Raw genomic sequence first — 16,169 nt, forward strand, 5'->3', positions numbered from 1 at the left:
TTGAAACGAGTATACGAAAGGCTGTCTCCGGGCAGCCTTTCTTTTTATGGGTGATGCCTGATGGCTGCAACCTGAGGGAGCCCTTTCAAAAAAGAAAACACCATGAACCATATCCTGGTTACAATAGCCGCCGACGCTGCACAGCAGGAAACGATCATCGGCCTCCTGTCGGACACGGCTACCGGTTTTGAGCAGCACGACGAACAGATCCTTGCCTACTTCGAGGAAGGGTCGTTAACGCCGGAAGAACTTGCGGACTTACTCCGGGACTATACTTTCCAGACGGAAACGGTAGGGGAGCGCAACTGGAACGCGGAGTGGGAAAAGAATTTTCCGCCCGTCATCGTCAATGATTTCGTAGCCGTGCGCGCACATTTCCACGAGCCCATCGAAGGCGTTCGGCACGAGCTGCTCATTACGCCGAAAATGAGCTTCGGCACCGGCCACCACGCTACTACCTGGCAGATGATGCAGGCTATGGAGCGCCTCGACTTCCGCGGCAAGCGCGTGTTCGACTTCGGCACCGGCACCGGCGTGCTGGCGATCCTGGCCGAAATGCTGGGCGCCTCGAAGGTGCTGGCCATCGATAACGATGTTTGGAGCCTCGAGAATGCCCGTGAAAACTGTGAACGCAATGCTTGTTCGAAAGTGACCGTTGCCCTGAGCTCGGACATTCCGGAAGGAGAGCAATTCGACATTGTGCTGGCCAATATCAACCGCAACGTGCTGCTGCATTATGTTGATTTTTTGCAAAAAGCGGTTGTGCCTGGTGGTTACCTCCTGCTGAGCGGGCTGCTTACCGAAGACCGGGCGGTCATTGAGGAAACCTATGGCCGCGCTGGATTTTTGGTTGAGTATTTCAGTGAACGGGCTAATTGGATCTCCTTAGGTTTTGTTAACAAATTATAAAGGCTTCGGCCGATTTAACACGGGTGGGTCGGCCGATTGCCCTAATTTTGGCAGCACCTTCAACTTGCCTTGCACATGAATGAATTATTGTTGATCCTGGTGGCCTACCTCCTCGGGAGTATCCCGACTGCGGTATGGACGAGCCGATACTTTTTCGGGATCGATATCCGCGACTATGGCAGCGGTAATTCCGGCGCCACCAATACCTACCGCGTACTCGGCTCCAAGTGGGGCACATTTGTAATGATCGTCGACATGCTGAAAGCCATCGTAGCCGTCAAGCTCGTGTTTTTCATGCCCTATGCATTCAAAGACGACCTCTACCTGGTGAACATGCAACTTGGTCTCGGCCTTGCAGCTGTACTGGGCCATATTTTCCCGATCTGGGCCAATTTCCGTGGCGGTAAGGGCGTTGCCTCCCTCTTTGGTATGGTACTCGGCATCCAGCCCAACGTGGCGCTCTGCTGCGTCGGGATCTTCATCCTGGTGCTGTACCTCACCCGCTGGGTGTCGCTGAGCTCGATCCTGGCCAGTGTAGCCTTCCCGATTTTCATTCTTTTCATCTTCAATGAGCCGGAAGACCTCTACCGTATTTTCGCCGTGGCGGTGGGGATGCTTGTGCTTCTGACGCATCAGAAAAACATCAACCGCATCCTGAAGGGCAACGAAAGCAAAGTGCCGATCCTGAAACACCGCGACCGGCGCCGCCGGATCCGTAAATAAAATGTTATTGCAGGGCCCCGCTACCGCGGGGCTTTTTGTTGCGGCTTACTTGGTATCATTCTTGAACCGGCCTGCATCTAAAAGAGACGATATGAAGATCTTAAAGACCGTTACGGCCTTATTCATCAGTGCGGCTATGATCGTCGGATGCGCCAAAAACCCGATCACCGGCCGCAATCAGCTTAACCTGGTTTCGGAATCCGAATTACAGGATATGGGTAACCAGCAATACCGGCAGTTTCTCTCCACGGCACGTGTGGTGAGCCCCTCGGCCGACCGCGATGCCGAGATGGTGCGTCGCGTAGGACAGCGCCTCGTTAACGCAGTAGTGGCGTACCACAAGCAAAACAAGATTTCCGACCGCCTGAATGGCTACCAGTGGGAATACAACCTGGTTGCCGATAAGCAGGTCAACGCCTGGTGTATGCCGGGCGGCAAGATCGTGGTGTACACCGGCTTGCTGCCGGTAACGCAGAACGAAGCGGCCCTGGCGGCTGTTATCGGCCACGAGATCTGTCACGCCCTCTTCCAGCACGGCAATGAGCGTATGAGCCAGGGTATGGTACAGCAGGGCCTCGGCACGGCACTTTCGGTGGCCGTGAGCAACCGCCCCGCAGCCACGCAGAACCTGTTCCTCCAGGCTTTCGGCATCGGCTCTACCGTGCTCGGCACGCTTCCCTTCTCGCGCAAGCAGGAGTCAGAGGCCGACCACTACGGACTCATCTGGATGGCCATGGCGGGCTACAACCCCAACGAAGCACTGGCCCTCTGGCAGCGCATGGCATCCCAGGGCGGCGCGAAGCAGCCCGAATTCCTGAGCGATCACCCCGCCGATGATACGCGCATCCGCCAGATCAAGCAATGGCTGCCGGAAGCGATGAAATATTACAAGCCCGTCGGTCGCTAAAAACAGCTTTCGGTAGGATCTCCAGCAGCTTAACAGAGGTCCTGCCGGGCAAAACCCCGCCTTGGGCGGGGTTTTTCTTTGCTTCAACCTTGTACATATGGTGATTTTACACTACTTTTGCAATCTGTTTGTGTGAAAAACCCCGCCAAAACCCTCCACTGCTTGTTCATAAAACCCGGAAACAATTATGTCACAAACAATCGTAGAGAAGTTACAGCTTAAGAACGAAAAGACGATATTGATCCAAGGCCTCCCTTCCTCCATCGAAAAGCAGTTTGCCAAATTATCGTTCGCAAAGAATCTCACGCCGCTGCTCCGCACACGTAAATTGGATTTTGCTCTTGTTTTCGCTGTTAACGAATCGCAACTGAACAACATTCTGCAGGACATTATGCCGGCTCTCAAAGACGAAACCCGTCTCTGGGTAGCACACCCGAAGTCGACGTCCAAGATTTCTACCGACCTGAACCGCGAAAGCAGCTGGAACAAACTGTTAACGGCCGGTTACGAAAGCTCGGAACAAGTAACGCTCGACCACGTCTGGAATGCCGTCAACTTCCGGAAAGCCGAAGTGCTGGAAGTACTGGAAGAAGTGGTTGAAGTTGTGGTAGCGGCCAAGCCGTCCCGTAAGCGAAAAGCAGTCACCGCATAGAATAACAGCCCCTTAACGAGGGGCTTTTTCTTTGCTGTTTTCCGAATTTGTACACGTACGGATGCGTTGAAGCGCAGAGGAAATAATTCTACACGGATCAGCAATGACTTCGTCAGCCTCTGCTCTGCCCCCCTGTGCCTTTCGTTGGCATGTTAATAGTAGCAATAGGAGCATGACGAACACTCCAACCGCCACATGGCCCAACATCAGCACGATAGACCTGCTTTGCTTTTCGCACCTGCGCTGGAACTTCGTTTACCAACGACCACAACACCTGCTTAGCCGCTTTGCGAAACACACGCGCGTTTTTTTTGTTGAAGAACCGATCTTCCACGATGGCGCCAACCGTCTGCAGATCAACGAGACGGTAAAAAATGTGTTCGTAGTTGTTCCGCACCTGCAGCACGGTCTCGCGGAGAATGATGTGCTCGCGGCCCAACGCGAACTGATCAACGATCTCATCTCGGTCATGGAGATAAATAAATACCTCAGTTGGTATTATACGCCGATGGCACTGCCGTTCAGCGATCACCTCGAGCCTGCGGCAACCGTGTACGATTGCATGGACGAACTTTCGGCATTCAAATTCGCACCCGTTGCACTGAAGGAAAACGAGCAGCGACTGCTGCGCAGGGCCGATGTCGTCTTTACCGGCGGCTACAGCATTTACGAAGCGAAGCGCAACACGCATGCGCACATCTACCCGTTCCCGAGCAGTATCGATCGCGACCACTTCGCCGCCGCACGTTCCATCGAGCAGGATCCGGCCGACCAGGCTTCGATCCCGCATCCGCGCTTTGGATTTTACGGTGTGATCGACGAGCGCTTCGACATCGACATGATCGGCACTGCCGCTACCGCACGCCCCGATTGGCAGTTTGTACTCATCGGACCCATCGTTAAGATCGACCCGGCTTCGCTGCCCCAGAACCCCAACATCCACTACCTCGGAGGCAAGGATTACAAGGAACTGCCGCACTACCTCGCCGGCTGGGACGTAGCGATCATCCCCTTTGCACAAAACGAATCGACACGCTTCATCAGCCCCACAAAAACGCCGGAATACCTCGCCGCCGGAAAGCCCGTGATCTCGACGCCGATCCGCGACGTCGTATCACCGTATGGCGACAACGCCCTGGTGCATATTGCTGCCAACGCAGATGAATTCGTGAATGCCGGCGACGCCCTGCTGGCCAGCCGCGATCATACTTCCTGGCTGCAGCGCGTGGACCAGTTTCTCGCCGGCAACTCCTGGGACCGTACCTGGAGCGAGATGGCGCAACACATCGAAGCCCGTATCGTTTCGCGCCACAGTATAGCCCGCGAAGCAGATGCTTCCTTCGCTTCTACCCAGTCGCTTTAAGCGACGTTTTTGCTGAACGAAACACTACCGGATGGGAGTCAAACAGCCTTCAGCCGGTGAACCGGAATTATGGGGCGGCCTCGAATGCACGATCAACCGTGTAGGCGACCGTTACCTCGACCAGTTTGCCCTGGCTAATCTATACGAACAACCGAATTCGGAGCAGGTGGCTACCCTCGGCGTCCGGAAGCTGCGCTTTCCCATACTCTGGGAAAAGCATCAGCCGGAGGCCGGGGGGGCGATCGATTGGAGTTACACGGCGGCCCAGCTGGACTACTACAGCGGGCAAGGTATCGACATCATTGCCACACTGGTGCACCACGGTAGCGGTCCCCGTTTCACCAACCTGCTCGACGAACGCTTTCCCGAGCTGCTTGCCGAATACGCAGAAAGCGTAGCTCGCCGCTTTCCCCGGCTGGAATATTATACGCCGGTCAATGAGCCCCTCACTACCGCGCGCTTCAGCGGGTTGTACGGGCTTTGGTACCCCCATCGCCGCGACAATGCCAGCTTCCTGCGCTGCCTGCTGAACGAACTCAAGGGAACCGTGCTGGCCATGGCTGCGATCCGCCGCATCAACCCGGCGGCGAAGCTGCTGCAAACCGAAGACCTGGGAAAGGTATACAGCACCCCGCTGCTTCGCTACCAGGCGGCTTTTGAAAACGAGCGCCGCTGGCTCACGTTCGACCTGCTGTGCGGGCGCGTGGATGAAAGGCATGCGCTCTGGGATTTTATCCTTGGACACGGGATCGAAGAAGCCGACCTCCGCTTCTTCCTGGGGCATCCCTGCCCGCCCGATATCTGCGGCTTCAACTACTATGTGACCTCGGAACGTTTTCTCGACCAGGATACAAAGCGGTACCCGCACCTGAAAGCCGGTGGGAACGGGCGCCACCGGTACGTGGATGTGGAAGCCGTGCGGGTGCCGGTAGAGGAGCCTATGGGGCCATCCGTATTATTACGGGAAGCCTGGGAGCGGTACGCCCTTCCTATGGCCGTTACCGAAGTGCACCTGCATTGTCACCGCGAGGAGCAGCTCCGCTGGTTCCGCCATATCTGGAACGAATGCAGTGCATTGAAGCGGGAGGGACTTGACTTGCTGGCCGTTACCACCTGGGCCCTGATGGGTTCCTTCGGCTGGAGCAAGCTCCTTACCTGTACGGAATGCGATTACGAGCCCGGGGCCTTCGACATACGTAGTGGCGCGGCCCGCCCCACGGCGCTTGCGCGCTACCTGCAGTCGCTGAAGCAGGAATCTGCCGACGAACACCTGGCAACAGAGCCGGGCTGGTGGCAGCGCGAAACCCGGTATTATCACAAACACCTGCCCGCGCCCACAGAACGCTTCAAACTGCAGCGCAAGCGCCGGCCGATCCTGATCATCGGCAAGCGCGGAACGCTCGGGCAAGCTTTCGCGCGCCTGTGCAGCGAGCGCTCGCTCGATTACGTGCTGGCCAGCCGGCAGGACTGCGATATTGCCTCGGCGGCTTCTGTGGCCGAGGCCCTGGACCGCTTCCGGCCCTGGGCTGTGGTGAATGCTGCAGGCTTTGTGCGGGTAGATGAAGCGGAGGAAGAAGCCGACGCCTGCTACCGCGAAAACAGCGAAGGTCCCCTGCAGCTGGCGCTGGCCTGTGCGGAACGCGGGCTGCCGCTAGTGAGCTTTTCCTCCGACCTGGTGTTTGACGGTAAAAAAGACGGCCCCTACGTGGAAAGCGACCCGGTGGCACCGCTGAACGTATACGGGGCGAGCAAGGCCCGCGCCGAGCAGTTGGTGCAGGAGGCGTATCCGGAAGCGCTGATGGTGCGCACGAGTGCGTTCTTCGGCCCCTGGGACCGCTACAACTTCTTTCATTGGGTGGCGGAGGGCTTGCGCGATGGACGGCCGCTGCGTGTGGCCTGCGACCTGCTTGTGTCACCTACCTATGTGCCCGACCTCGTGCATACAGCGCTCGACCTGCTGATCGACCGGGCCGGGGGCATCTGGCACCTGGCCAACAGCGGAAGCTATACCTGGGCGGAGCTCGCGGCGCTGGTGGCCCGGCAGGAGGGACTGGACCGGTCGCTGCTGGAGCCGGTGCCGGCCATTGAAATGGGCTATCCGGCATGCCGGCCGCACAACAGTGTGCTGGGCACGGAACGCGGAGCCTTGCTTCCCGATGCGGGGAACGCGTTCCATCGCTATTTTGCAGCGAAGACCCGGCACGTGGAATTGATCGACTAAACAGCACCCCGCACATGGCCCTTACGCACAGCGACCCGCAGACAGCGCTCGACGCCGCCGCTTTCAACAAGGATATTTCCGGAAAGCAGACCGCCCTTTACTGGCTCAGCAACGGCACGGTCCAGGCCGCGGTGACCAACTACGGCGCCCGTCTCGTGGCGCTGTTCGTACCCGACCGCGACGGGGCCCTGCGCGACGTGGTGCTCGGATTCGATAACATCGATCAGTACGTTAAAGACGGCGACTACCACGGCGCCATCGTGGGTCGCTATGCCAACCGCATTGCCCGCGGGCGCTTTTCACTCGACGGAAAAGAATACGCACTGGCCATCAATAATGCACCCAATCACCTTCACGGGGGTATCGTTGGTTTCAATGCTGTTGTGTGGGACGTGCTGTCGGCCGACGACCGGGTACTGGTGCTCCGCCATGTGAGCCCGGATGGCGACGAAGGCTACCCCGGCCGGCTCGAACTGACCGTGCGCTATACGTTGGAGGACAGCAACCGCCTGTCGGTGACGTTCGAAGCGACCACCGACGCACCGACCGTACTGAATGTGTGCAACCACGCTTATTTCAACCTGAACGGGCAGGGGAGCGGAACTGCCATGGATCATACCCTTTTTGTAAATGCCGGTCACTATACGCCCGTGGACGAGTTCCTGATCCCTACCGGCGACCTCGCCTTCGTTACAGGGACGCCCTTCGATTTCAGCACTCCTGCGCGCATCGGGGAGCGGGTGGACAACGATCACCCACAACTTTACCATGGCGCAGGCTACGATCATAATTTCGTGCTGATCGACAGCGGGGAGGAGCTGAAGCTGGCGGCTGTGGCCACCGGCGATAAGAGCGGCATCCAGTTGGTCATTCACACTACCGAGCCCGGTATCCAGCTCTATACCGGCAATTACCTGCAGGCCAGCAAGCGACTTAAATACGGCCTTACGGACGAACGGCGTTCCGCCTTCTGCCTGGAAACCCAGCACTTCCCCGACTCGCCGAACAAGCCTGAATTCCCTTCCGTAGAACTACGGCCCGGGCAGGCTTTTTATAGCCGGACCGACTTCCGCTTTCTCGCCGTGGAAAACAAATAACACAGCATGGAGACTGTTAGCAAAAGAGGCAGCACTTTCGTACTGCCTCTTTTCATTTTATAAACGGACAAGCGACGAGCCGTCGCCGATCTGTACAGTAATGGGGGTTAATTCCAGCCCGGTGGCCTCATGGTATTTCGGCGCCAGGCCCGCAACAAGCGCATCGATGGCATCTTCCCGAACGATGTTGAGGGTGCAGCCGCCGAAGCCGCCGCCCATCATCCGCGCGCCCAGCACCGCGTCGTTTTCGCGTACCGCGTTTACGAGGAAGTCAAGCTCCTTGCAGCTCACTTCGTATTCATCGCTGAGGCCGCGGTGGGTGCGGTACAGCTTCATACCAAGCTCCACGAGGTCGCCGCGCTCCAGGTCGGCACATGCGGCCAGGAGTCGCTCGTTTTCTTCTACCACGTACTTGCATCGGCGGTAGATGAGCTCGTCCTGCTGCTGCAACACTTCCTGCAGCATCGGCATCGTCACGTCGCGGAGGCTTTTGACCTCCGGGAAGCGTTCCTGCACCATCGATACACCGGCCTCGCACTGCTGGCGGCGCACGTTGTATTCGGAGGAGGCGAGGGAATGCTTCACATTCGTATTCAGCAGGAGCAGCTTGTAACCCGCCAGGTGGCAGGGCACATAGCGGTAGTCCATCGAGCGGCAGTCGAGTTGCACTACGTGCTCGGCCTTTCCGAAGGCGGAAGCAAACTGGTCCATGATGCCGCACATAACCCCGGCGTATTCGTGCTCGGCCTTCTGGGCGATGTAGATCAGCTCTTCGCGGGGCAGGCCTACTTCAAACAGCTCGTTCAGCCCGAAAGCCGTTGCGCATTCCACGGCGGCCGATGAAGAAAGCCCTGCGCCGAACGGCACCTCGCCGTCGATCACGAGGTTGAAGCCGCCCAACCGGTGGCCGCGTTTGTGAAACTGGGCCACCACGCCGAGGATGTAATTGGTCCACTGGCCGGGGCGGGGGGCGATGGTATCGAGAGTGGTGCTGAAGCGGTCGTTGAACTCCACGGCCCGCAGCTCGATGCGGTCGTCGTTGCGACGGGCCAGGGCCACGTACACTGCCTTATCGATGGCTGCGGGCAGTACATACCCTTCGTTGTAATCCGTGTGTTCGCCGATGATGTTGATGCGACCGGGAGAGCGGGCAATGAGGGTGGGCGCGCCCCACTCTTCGGTATAAATGGAGGCAACTTTTCGGGCGATCGGACTGTTGTTCATCTAAAGAATTCTTTAAGGTTTTTAACGGGTAACGAAGCGCTGTTTGTACCCCTTCTGAACTGTAAAAATCGGGCCTGTATGCCCAACCCGCAAAAACCTTTTTTCACCGATAATTAGGGCCTTTTAAGCCTAATTCAACATCGGCCCCGCAGCCCTATTCGGTTACTTTGCGTCATCATCAGGAAACAATAAAACGGACCCTTTACCACCATGCAACCTCTTGTACCGAACGCTTCCGCAACGACCGTTCAAGACCCCGAACTGAGCTACCGCTGGTCTGCCGAGAAAGCAGCCGAATGGCAGGAAAAGAACGGCTGGCTCGTTGGCTGCAATTTCGTTCCCAACAACGCCATCAATCAGCTCGAGATGTGGCAGGCCGAAACCTTCGATCCCTTCCTCATCGACAAAGAGCTCGGCTGGGCCGCCTCTTTGGGCTTTAATACCGTGCGTGTGTTCCTGCACCACCTCCTTTGGGAGCAGGACCGCAAAGGCTTCCTCGAGCGCATCGATCTTTTCCTCGATATCGCCCGGAAGCACGGCATCCGCGCCATGCTGGTGCTGTTCGACGCCGTGTGGGATCCCAACCCGAAACTCGGCAAGCAGCGCGCACCCAAGCACAACGTTCACAACTCCGGCTGGGTGCAGTGTCCTGGTTTTGATGTGCTGAATAACCCCGACCGTTACGACGACCTGTACGATTACGTGCACGGCGTGGTCAACCACTTCAAGCACGACGACCGCGTGCTGCTGTGGGACCTCTACAACGAGCCCGACAACATGAACCTCGGTTCGTACAAAGACGACAATTATGTCCTGCATAAAGCGGAGCTTTCGCTCGAGCTGCTGAAGAAGACCATCCGCTGGGTGCGGGGCATCGGTCCCGACCAGCCCATCACCATGGCACCCTGGCAGGAAGGGGAAAACTGGGAATCCGAACACACCGCGTCGGTGCTCGATAACTATATGTTCACCCATTCCGACGTGATCTCGTTCCATTGCTACGCCAACCGCGACGGTATGAAGCGCCGCGTAGAACAGCTGAGCCGCTTCGGCCGCCCGATGTTCTGTACCGAATACATGGCGCGTCCCTTCGGCAATACCTTCCAGGAGATCCTGCCGCTGTTTAAGGAATATGGTGTCAACGCGTACAACTGGGGTTTCGTGGCCGGTAAATCGCAGACACACTGCCCCTGGGACAGCTGGCAGAAGACCTACGACCAGGAGCCGGAACTCTGGTTCCACGACATCTTCCGCGCCAACGGCGAAGCGTACCGCCAGGAAGAGGTGGATTTCCTCCGCAGCTTTATCGCCGAGGCGAGAAAGAACCCGGAAAAGATGACCCTGGCGCACGCCTGACCGGGTCCCCCGAAAAACTAGTCAGCCCCCGCCATTCGGCGGGGGCTTTTTCGTACCTGTACCGGGGGGGAAACATGCCGCAGCTCTATCCGGAGGGCCCGGACCAACAAGCGGAACTTTCCGATGCCCCTGCCGGCGCGTCCGGACCCCTGTCCGGAATATTCCGGATCGATAGCCGGATGATCCGGATCCCCTTCCGGAACATTCCGGAGCCATACCGGGAACGTCCGGACCTATGAGCGGAACTTTCCGGAACCATGCCGGGAGTTTCCGTCCCTACAAGCGGCACGTTCCGGGACCAGTCCCGGACGGTCCGGCTCCCCGGGGCGATAAAAAAAGCAGGTCCGGGGGACCTGCTTTATAGGGAGTTCGTTTTTCTGGTTTAGTTGCGGAGGTTGTACTTGTAGAAGCCTTCGCGGTGTAGCACCGACTGGGCCGGGATGTTGGTCAGGAGCGAATCCTTGACCAGCTTTTCCACCAGGCGGATCTGCTCGAAGTCTTCGCTGGCCTGCGAGATCAGCTTCAGGCTTTCGATCTTCATGATCGCCCGCTTGCTCGACTTTTGGGTCTGACGCTCAAGCCAGGCACTCTTCTCGGCCAGGTACAGCTGGTGGTTACGGAAATAGGCATGCATAGGTAGAAGATTTTAATTAATGATGAGACTTGCTTGTGGGAAACAAGTTATATCATAAAATCAAAAAACACTACCTCCAATAGCCTCAACCGTATTTTTTGAGGTTGAATGCCCCCTTTCCGTGGTTAAAAACCCGGCTTTAAGCAAGTGCCTCCTGCTCTGTTTTATGGTAGGCGTCCGTCAGTCGTTTCTGTGCGTCGTAGGCCATGGGGATATACTCGGCAAAGCGCATCGAGAACTTGGCGCGTCCCTGTGTGATGGAGCGAAGCGCTGATGAGAAGTCGTTCAGCTCGGCCAGTGGCACGCGGGCGCCGATCTTCTGGAAATGGCCTTCGCTTTCCATGCCCTCCACCAGTCCGCGCCGGCTCTGCAGCTCACCCATGACGGCGCCGGTGAGGTCGTCGGGACAAAGCACATCCACATGGTAGAGTGGCTCCAGCACCTGCGGATCGGCGTTGCGGAACGCTTCGCGGAAGGCCATGGTGCCTGCGATCTTGAAGGAGATATCGTTGGAGTCGACCGCGTGCATCTTGCCGTCGAATACACAAACCCGCACGTCGCGCACATAAGAGCCGGTGAGCGGACCTTCCTGCATTTTTTCCATGATCCCCTTGAGGATGGAGGGCAGGAAGCGGCTGTCGATGGCACCTCCGACGATGCAATTGTAATAGGCCAGCTTGCCGCCCCAGGGCAGGTCGATGAGCTCGCGGCTGCGAACGTTAAGCCCGGCCGGATCGGGCATATCTTCGGTCCAAGGGTCGATGCGGAGCTGCACTTCGGCAAACTGTCCGGCGCCGCCCGACTGCTTCTTGTGGCGGTAGCTCGCTTCAGCGCCGCGGCGGATCGTTTCGCGGTAGGGGATGCGCGGCCGCTCAAAACGCACGTCGAGGCGCGCGCCGTTCTCGATCTTCCATTTGGCCACGGCCAGGTGCATGTCGCCCTGGCAATGAATGAGCGTTTGCCGGAGCTCGGGCGAAACTTCCACCAGCAGCGTCGGGTCCTGCTCGCGCAACTGGTGCAGGGCAGTAGCCAGCTTTTCCTCTTCGCCCTTCTTCACCGCTTCGATCGCCACGGTCATGTTGGGGGCCGGGAAGGCAATGGGCGCCAGCTCCAGGGGGCGCCCCTTCGCGTGCAAGGTATTGTTGACGTGCGTGTTCTTCAGCTTCAGCGTGGCGCCGATATCGCCGGCCACCAGCTCGTTTACCGGGATGCGCTTGTTGCCCTCCAGCAGGAAGAGCTGGGTGATCTTCTCCACGACGCCGTTGGCTTCGTTTACAAGCTCCAACCCCGACCGGACCGTGCCGCTGAACACCTTAAAGTAGGAGAGGTCGCCCACGTGTGATTCGGAGACCGTTTTGTACACGAACAGGCATACTGGCCCGGTTGCTTCGCAAGGGAGCGATTCGCCGGCCCTCGTTACCTGCGGGGGCAACTCATTGGCGCTGGGACAGACGTTGTCGATAAAGCCCATCAGGCGCCCGGAGCCCATGTTGCGCTCGGCGCTGAGGCAGAACAACGGGAAGAGCTCATGCCCGATCATAGCCTTCTTCAGTCCGGCCTTGAGCTCATCTTCCTCAAGCTCGCCCTTGTCGAAATAGTGTTCCATCAGTGTTTCGTCCACGGCAGCAACGGCTTCCACCAACTGGCGGTGCAGGGCTTCGGCGCGCTCCCGCTCCGCATCGGGGATGGGCAGCTTTTCGGGCTTACCGCCCGTGTCGCGAAACTTATAAAGGGTCATTTGCAACACGTCTACGATCTCGTGAAAACCAGCACCCGTTTGCAGCGGGTATTGTACCGGCGTCACCCGCGGGCCGAAGTGGTCGCGGGCTTCCTGCAGCGTACGTTCGTAGTCGGCCTTGTCGTGATCGAGCTTGTTGATGGCGAAGATCATCGGGGTGCGGAACTGCTCGGTGTATTCCCAGAGCACGTCGGCGCCGACCTCCACTCCATTGACCGCATTGAGCAGCAAAACGCCCGTGTCGGCTACGCGGAGCGCTGAAAGCACTTCCCCCACAAAGTCGTCGTAGCCCGGCGTGTCGAGGATGTTGATCTTGTAGCCCTTCCACCGGGTGTGCATCAGCTTCGAAAAAATGGAGTTGCCGCGTTCGTGCTCCAGCTCGTGGTAGTCGCCCACGGTGTTTAATTCAGGGACGGAGCCGCGGCGGTTAATGAGCCCGGCTTCAAACAGCATGCATTCCGCCAGCGAGGTCTTTCCCGAACCGGCGTGCCCAAGCAAGACGATGTTCTTGACGTGGGCGGTATCGAATTCAGCCATAACGGAGGTTTTTAGGTTACCGAAATAAGGGGTCGCATCCTGCACGGGCAGGATGGAAGGGCCGGAAAAAAAGAACGCTACCTTAACAGTTGGTAGCGTTTACAAAATCCCGGAAGTCACCCCTGAGTTGCTGGAGGGTATTTTCCAGCACCAGGAAGGCGTCGAGCAAGCGCTCGTGTTCCGTGTAGGTATCATTTGATAGGTTGTCGTTCTGAGCACGCTCGTAAGAAACGCGCCGTTCATGCTGCTTGATCTCCTGCTTGAGGTCGTGGATGTTGATCAACTGGATGTGAAACTGGTTGTCGAAGTGCTCGAGTTCGACAAGCTGGTCCTTCGCCGTCAGCCGGGCGGATTCCTGTAACATTTTTTTACATTCCTGGAATTCGTCGCGGTAATTGCGAAGGATCTGCCGCCATTCGGCGGTTTCGGAAGTGAGCTGTGCGAGATCGGTCTGAACCATGGGAAGAAGGTTTTAAAGGGGGTTAAAAAATCTGGCTTCTCTTCCTCACTGATGCTTTAGGATGGTGCTTTAAATTTAGCGCGGGCGCCGTTAAACTAAGAAAATTTTGTTTGATGAAAAAACGTTATATTATTCGGCTCGGCCCCGTTTTCGGGCCCCGAGGACCCGTTTGAACAGTCCCGCATTCTGCTATGGGTCCGCTATCTTTGCTCCCCCTTCATGATCACTCCGCAAACAATTCAGGCTATCCAGGACCGCGTCGACGTGCTAGATGTCGTCGGAAACTTCGTGCGACTCAAACGCCGCGGCGCCAACTACCTGGGTCTGTGCCCCTTTCACAACGAACGCACGCCTTCCTTCACCGTATCACCAGCGAAGGGCATCTACAAGTGCTTCGGCTGCGGCAAGAGTGGCAACTCGATCTCCTTCGTGATGGAGCACGAGAAGTTCACGTACGTGGAAGCCATGCGCTGGCTGGCCGCCCGCTACCAGATCGAGGTACAGGAAACGGCGGTATCAGCCGAAGTGCGCGAGCAGCAGCAAACGTCGGAGAGTCTTTACATCATCAACAAGTTTGCGCAGCAATTTTTCGAGCAGCAACTGTTCGATACGGAAGAAGGTCGCGCCAGCGGTCTCAGCTACCTGGAGTCGCGGGGCTTTACCGAAGACACCTTGCGCAAGTTTGGCGTGGGCTACAATCCCGATAAGCGCGACACCTTCGCTTCCGCCGCCTTCAACCAGAAATACAACCGCGAGCTGACACAGAAGGCCGGCCTCATCGCCTTCCGCAACAACGAGTGGGTCGACAACTACCGCGACCGTATCATCTTTCCGATACACAACCCGAGCGGCCGCATCATCGGATTCGGTGCCCGACTGATCAAGAAGAACGATAAGGCACCGAAATACATCAACACGCCTGAAAACGAGCTCTATGTCAAGAGCAAGATTCTTTACGGACTATACTTCGCGCGCCAGGCCATAGACAAGTTCGACGAGTGCCTGCTCGTGGAAGGCTACACCGACGTGTTGTCGCTGCACCAGGCGGGCGTAGAGAACGTGGTGGCCTCGGGCGGCACCTCGCTCACTACCGAGCAGTTGCGGCTGATCAAAAAATACACGAAGAACCTAACGATCGTATACGACGGCGACGGGGCCGGCATCAAGGCGGCCCTGCGCGGCCTCGACATGGCCCTCGAAGAAGGCCTCAACGTAAAGCTCGTACTCGTGCCCGACGGCGAGGACCCCGATTCGTATGTACAGAAGGTCGGTGCCAATGAGTTCCGCAACTTCATTGCCCACAACAAGAAGGATGTTGTACTGTTTCAGCTTGAAGTGTCGCTGCGCGACGCCGGCGATGACGCTGCGCGCAAGGCAGCCGTAGTGAACCAGATCGCCGAGACCATCGCTAAAATCGACCGGGCCGAGGATTTTACCAAGCAGCAGGATTACATCCGGCTGTGTGCGCAGCTGCTGCGCATCGACGAAAGCGGCTTCACCAACCTGGTGAACAAATTCATCCGCGACCGCATCGTGAAGCAGGAGCAGAAGCTTCCCTTCGAGGAAGCCAATGCCCTGGCCGACCATACACAACCAGCGGAGCCGCCGGCGCTCGACGATCATACCTTCCAGCTTCTTTTCAAGAACGAGCTGCAGGAACGCGAGATCGCGCGGGTGCTGATTGAGCATGGCGTCAAGCACTGGAACGACCAGATGATCGCGGAGTTTGTGCTGCACGAATTGCCCGAAGACGAGCTCTTCGAGAACCACACGGTGCTGAAGGTGATCCACGCCTTCCGCGACCTGCTCGCCAATGGGCAGTTGCCCGACAAGAACGTGTTCATTTATCACCCCGACTCGGAGCTGAGTGCCTTCGCCGTGTCCTTGCTCCAGTTTCCATACGAAGAGAGTAAGTTTTGGAAGTCGGAAGCCGCGCAATCTTCCGGGTACCAGAAGTCGCTGTTCGAGCAATCCTGGGATGGGTTCAAAAGTACCGTCAATAAAGAGAACCCGGATAAGCTGGGCTCGTACCTGCTCACGCAGCGCGACACCACGCACCAGGAAGTGGAATCCGCACTGGTATACCTGAAGCTTCGCCAGGTGCGCCGCCTCCTGCTGCAGAACCAGGCCGACCTCGAAAAGGCGCCGGCAGATCAGCAAATGACGCTGTTGCTCACCCACCAAACCCTGAAGCAAATGGAACGCGAGCTGACAGATAAGACCGGCACCGTCGTGATCCGGTAGCCGGGTAAAACTAGGCACGCAGATTTGATACGATTTCGGATCGGAGCAGCGATGATTTCCATACGATCGATCCGTAACCTGATTTCCGCTGTTCAGGCAAAACA

At 57.7% G+C, this 16,169-nt stretch carries 13 protein-coding genes; 9 read left to right on the forward strand and 4 right to left on the reverse strand.

Annotation, left to right across the window (positions count from 1 at the left end; genetic code table 11):
• The first annotated feature begins 102 nt into the window (after window positions 1-102).
• The 7 genes from prmA (at window position 103) to E0486_RS04275 (ending at window position 7,872) form a co-directional block, all read left to right on the forward strand.
• On the forward strand, window positions 103-909 hold the full coding sequence (gene prmA, locus E0486_RS04245) for a 50S ribosomal protein L11 methyltransferase (RefSeq protein ID WP_131850898.1): 807 nt from the start codon (window positions 103-105) through the stop codon (window positions 907-909).
• A 75-nt stretch (window positions 910-984) separates the two neighbouring features.
• Window positions 985-1,632 (forward strand): glycerol-3-phosphate 1-O-acyltransferase PlsY, encoded by a 648-nt coding sequence (plsY, locus tag E0486_RS04250; protein WP_131850899.1) that lies wholly within the window; start codon window positions 985-987, stop codon window positions 1,630-1,632.
• A gap of 91 nt (window positions 1,633-1,723) precedes the next feature.
• Window positions 1,724-2,539 (forward strand): M48 family metallopeptidase, encoded by an 816-nt coding sequence (locus tag E0486_RS04255; RefSeq protein ID WP_131850900.1) that lies wholly within the window; start codon window positions 1,724-1,726, stop codon window positions 2,537-2,539.
• A 187-nt stretch (window positions 2,540-2,726) separates the two neighbouring features.
• Entirely contained in the window at window positions 2,727-3,191 is a 465-nt protein-coding gene (locus E0486_RS04260; RefSeq protein ID WP_207906196.1) for a hypothetical protein, read from the forward strand.
• Between the two features lie 172 nt (window positions 3,192-3,363).
• The gene (locus E0486_RS04265; RefSeq protein WP_207906197.1) at window positions 3,364-4,554 is read left to right on the forward strand and encodes a glycosyltransferase family 1 protein; all 1,191 of its coding nucleotides are present in this window, start codon (window positions 3,364-3,366) and stop codon (window positions 4,552-4,554) included.
• A 31-nt stretch (window positions 4,555-4,585) separates the two neighbouring features.
• Window positions 4,586-6,775 carry a sugar nucleotide-binding protein gene (locus tag E0486_RS04270; protein ID WP_131850902.1) on the forward strand — a complete coding sequence of 730 codons (2,190 nt, stop codon included), beginning with the start codon at window positions 4,586-4,588 and terminating at the stop codon, window positions 6,773-6,775.
• 14 nt (window positions 6,776-6,789) lie between these two features.
• On the forward strand, window positions 6,790-7,872 hold the full coding sequence (locus E0486_RS04275) for an aldose epimerase family protein (RefSeq protein ID WP_131850903.1): 1,083 nt from the start codon (window positions 6,790-6,792) through the stop codon (window positions 7,870-7,872).
• A 57-nt stretch (window positions 7,873-7,929) separates the two neighbouring features.
• Here E0486_RS04275 and galK read toward each other — a convergent pair whose 3' ends face one another.
• Window positions 7,930-9,096, reverse strand: coding sequence for a galactokinase (gene galK, locus E0486_RS04280; protein WP_131850904.1), 1,167 nt, complete (start codon window positions 9,094-9,096; stop codon window positions 7,930-7,932).
• A gap of 210 nt (window positions 9,097-9,306) precedes the next feature.
• Between galK and E0486_RS04285 the strand changes: the two genes are divergently transcribed.
• A complete protein-coding gene (locus tag E0486_RS04285) occupies window positions 9,307-10,452 on the forward strand; it encodes a cellulase family glycosylhydrolase (RefSeq protein ID WP_131850905.1) in 1,146 nt (381 codons plus the stop codon).
• 382 nt (window positions 10,453-10,834) lie between these two features.
• Here the strand turns inward: E0486_RS04285 and E0486_RS04290 are convergent, their stop codons facing one another.
• The 3 genes from E0486_RS04290 to E0486_RS04300 all read right to left on the reverse strand — a co-directional run bounded on the left by E0486_RS04290 (window position 10,835) and on the right by E0486_RS04300 (window position 13,821).
• Window positions 10,835-11,086, reverse strand: a complete 252-nt coding sequence (locus tag E0486_RS04290; RefSeq protein ID WP_131850906.1) for a hypothetical protein — start codon at window positions 11,084-11,086, stop codon at window positions 10,835-10,837.
• A 139-nt stretch (window positions 11,087-11,225) separates the two neighbouring features.
• Window positions 11,226-13,361 carry an elongation factor G gene (locus E0486_RS04295; protein ID WP_131850907.1) on the reverse strand — a complete coding sequence of 712 codons (2,136 nt, stop codon included), beginning with the start codon at window positions 13,359-13,361 and terminating at the stop codon, window positions 11,226-11,228.
• An 82-nt stretch (window positions 13,362-13,443) separates the two neighbouring features.
• Window positions 13,444-13,821, reverse strand: a complete 378-nt coding sequence (locus E0486_RS04300) for a hypothetical protein (protein WP_131850908.1) — start codon at window positions 13,819-13,821, stop codon at window positions 13,444-13,446.
• 219 nt (window positions 13,822-14,040) lie between these two features.
• On the opposite strand from E0486_RS04300, the gene dnaG reads away from it, so the two are divergent.
• On the forward strand, window positions 14,041-16,065 hold the full coding sequence (dnaG, locus tag E0486_RS04305; protein WP_131850909.1) for a DNA primase: 2,025 nt from the start codon (window positions 14,041-14,043) through the stop codon (window positions 16,063-16,065).
• Window positions 16,066-16,169: the final 104 nt, after the last annotated feature.

It is taken from the genome of Flaviaesturariibacter aridisoli (assembly GCF_004343705.1).
In the GTDB taxonomy this organism is placed as follows: domain Bacteria; phylum Bacteroidota; class Bacteroidia; order Chitinophagales; family Chitinophagaceae; genus Flavisolibacter; species Flavisolibacter aridisoli.

Bases quoted from the DNA above. Each gene is read 5' to 3' on its own strand.
- prmA (WP_131850898.1), top strand. From the start codon at position 103: ATGAACCATATCCTGGTTACAATAGCCGCCGACGCTGCACAGCAGGAA.
- plsY (WP_131850899.1), top strand. From the start codon at position 985: ATGAATGAATTATTGTTGATCCTGGTGGCCTACCTCCTCGGGAGTATC.
- E0486_RS04255 (WP_131850900.1), top strand. From the start codon at position 1,724: ATGAAGATCTTAAAGACCGTTACGGCCTTATTCATCAGTGCGGCTATG.
- E0486_RS04260 (WP_207906196.1), top strand. From the start codon at position 2,727: ATGTCACAAACAATCGTAGAGAAGTTACAGCTTAAGAACGAAAAGACG.
- E0486_RS04265 (WP_207906197.1), top strand. From the start codon at position 3,364: ATGACGAACACTCCAACCGCCACATGGCCCAACATCAGCACGATAGAC.
- E0486_RS04270 (WP_131850902.1), top strand. From the start codon at position 4,586: ATGGGAGTCAAACAGCCTTCAGCCGGTGAACCGGAATTATGGGGCGGC.
- E0486_RS04275 (WP_131850903.1), top strand. From the start codon at position 6,790: ATGGCCCTTACGCACAGCGACCCGCAGACAGCGCTCGACGCCGCCGCT.
- galK (WP_131850904.1), bottom strand. From the start codon at position 9,096: ATGAACAACAGTCCGATCGCCCGAAAAGTTGCCTCCATTTATACCGAA.
- E0486_RS04285 (WP_131850905.1), top strand. From the start codon at position 9,307: ATGCAACCTCTTGTACCGAACGCTTCCGCAACGACCGTTCAAGACCCC.
- E0486_RS04290 (WP_131850906.1), bottom strand. From the start codon at position 11,086: ATGCATGCCTATTTCCGTAACCACCAGCTGTACCTGGCCGAGAAGAGT.
- E0486_RS04295 (WP_131850907.1), bottom strand. From the start codon at position 13,361: ATGGCTGAATTCGATACCGCCCACGTCAAGAACATCGTCTTGCTTGGG.
- E0486_RS04300 (WP_131850908.1), bottom strand. From the start codon at position 13,821: ATGGTTCAGACCGATCTCGCACAGCTCACTTCCGAAACCGCCGAATGG.
- dnaG (WP_131850909.1), top strand. From the start codon at position 14,041: ATGATCACTCCGCAAACAATTCAGGCTATCCAGGACCGCGTCGACGTG.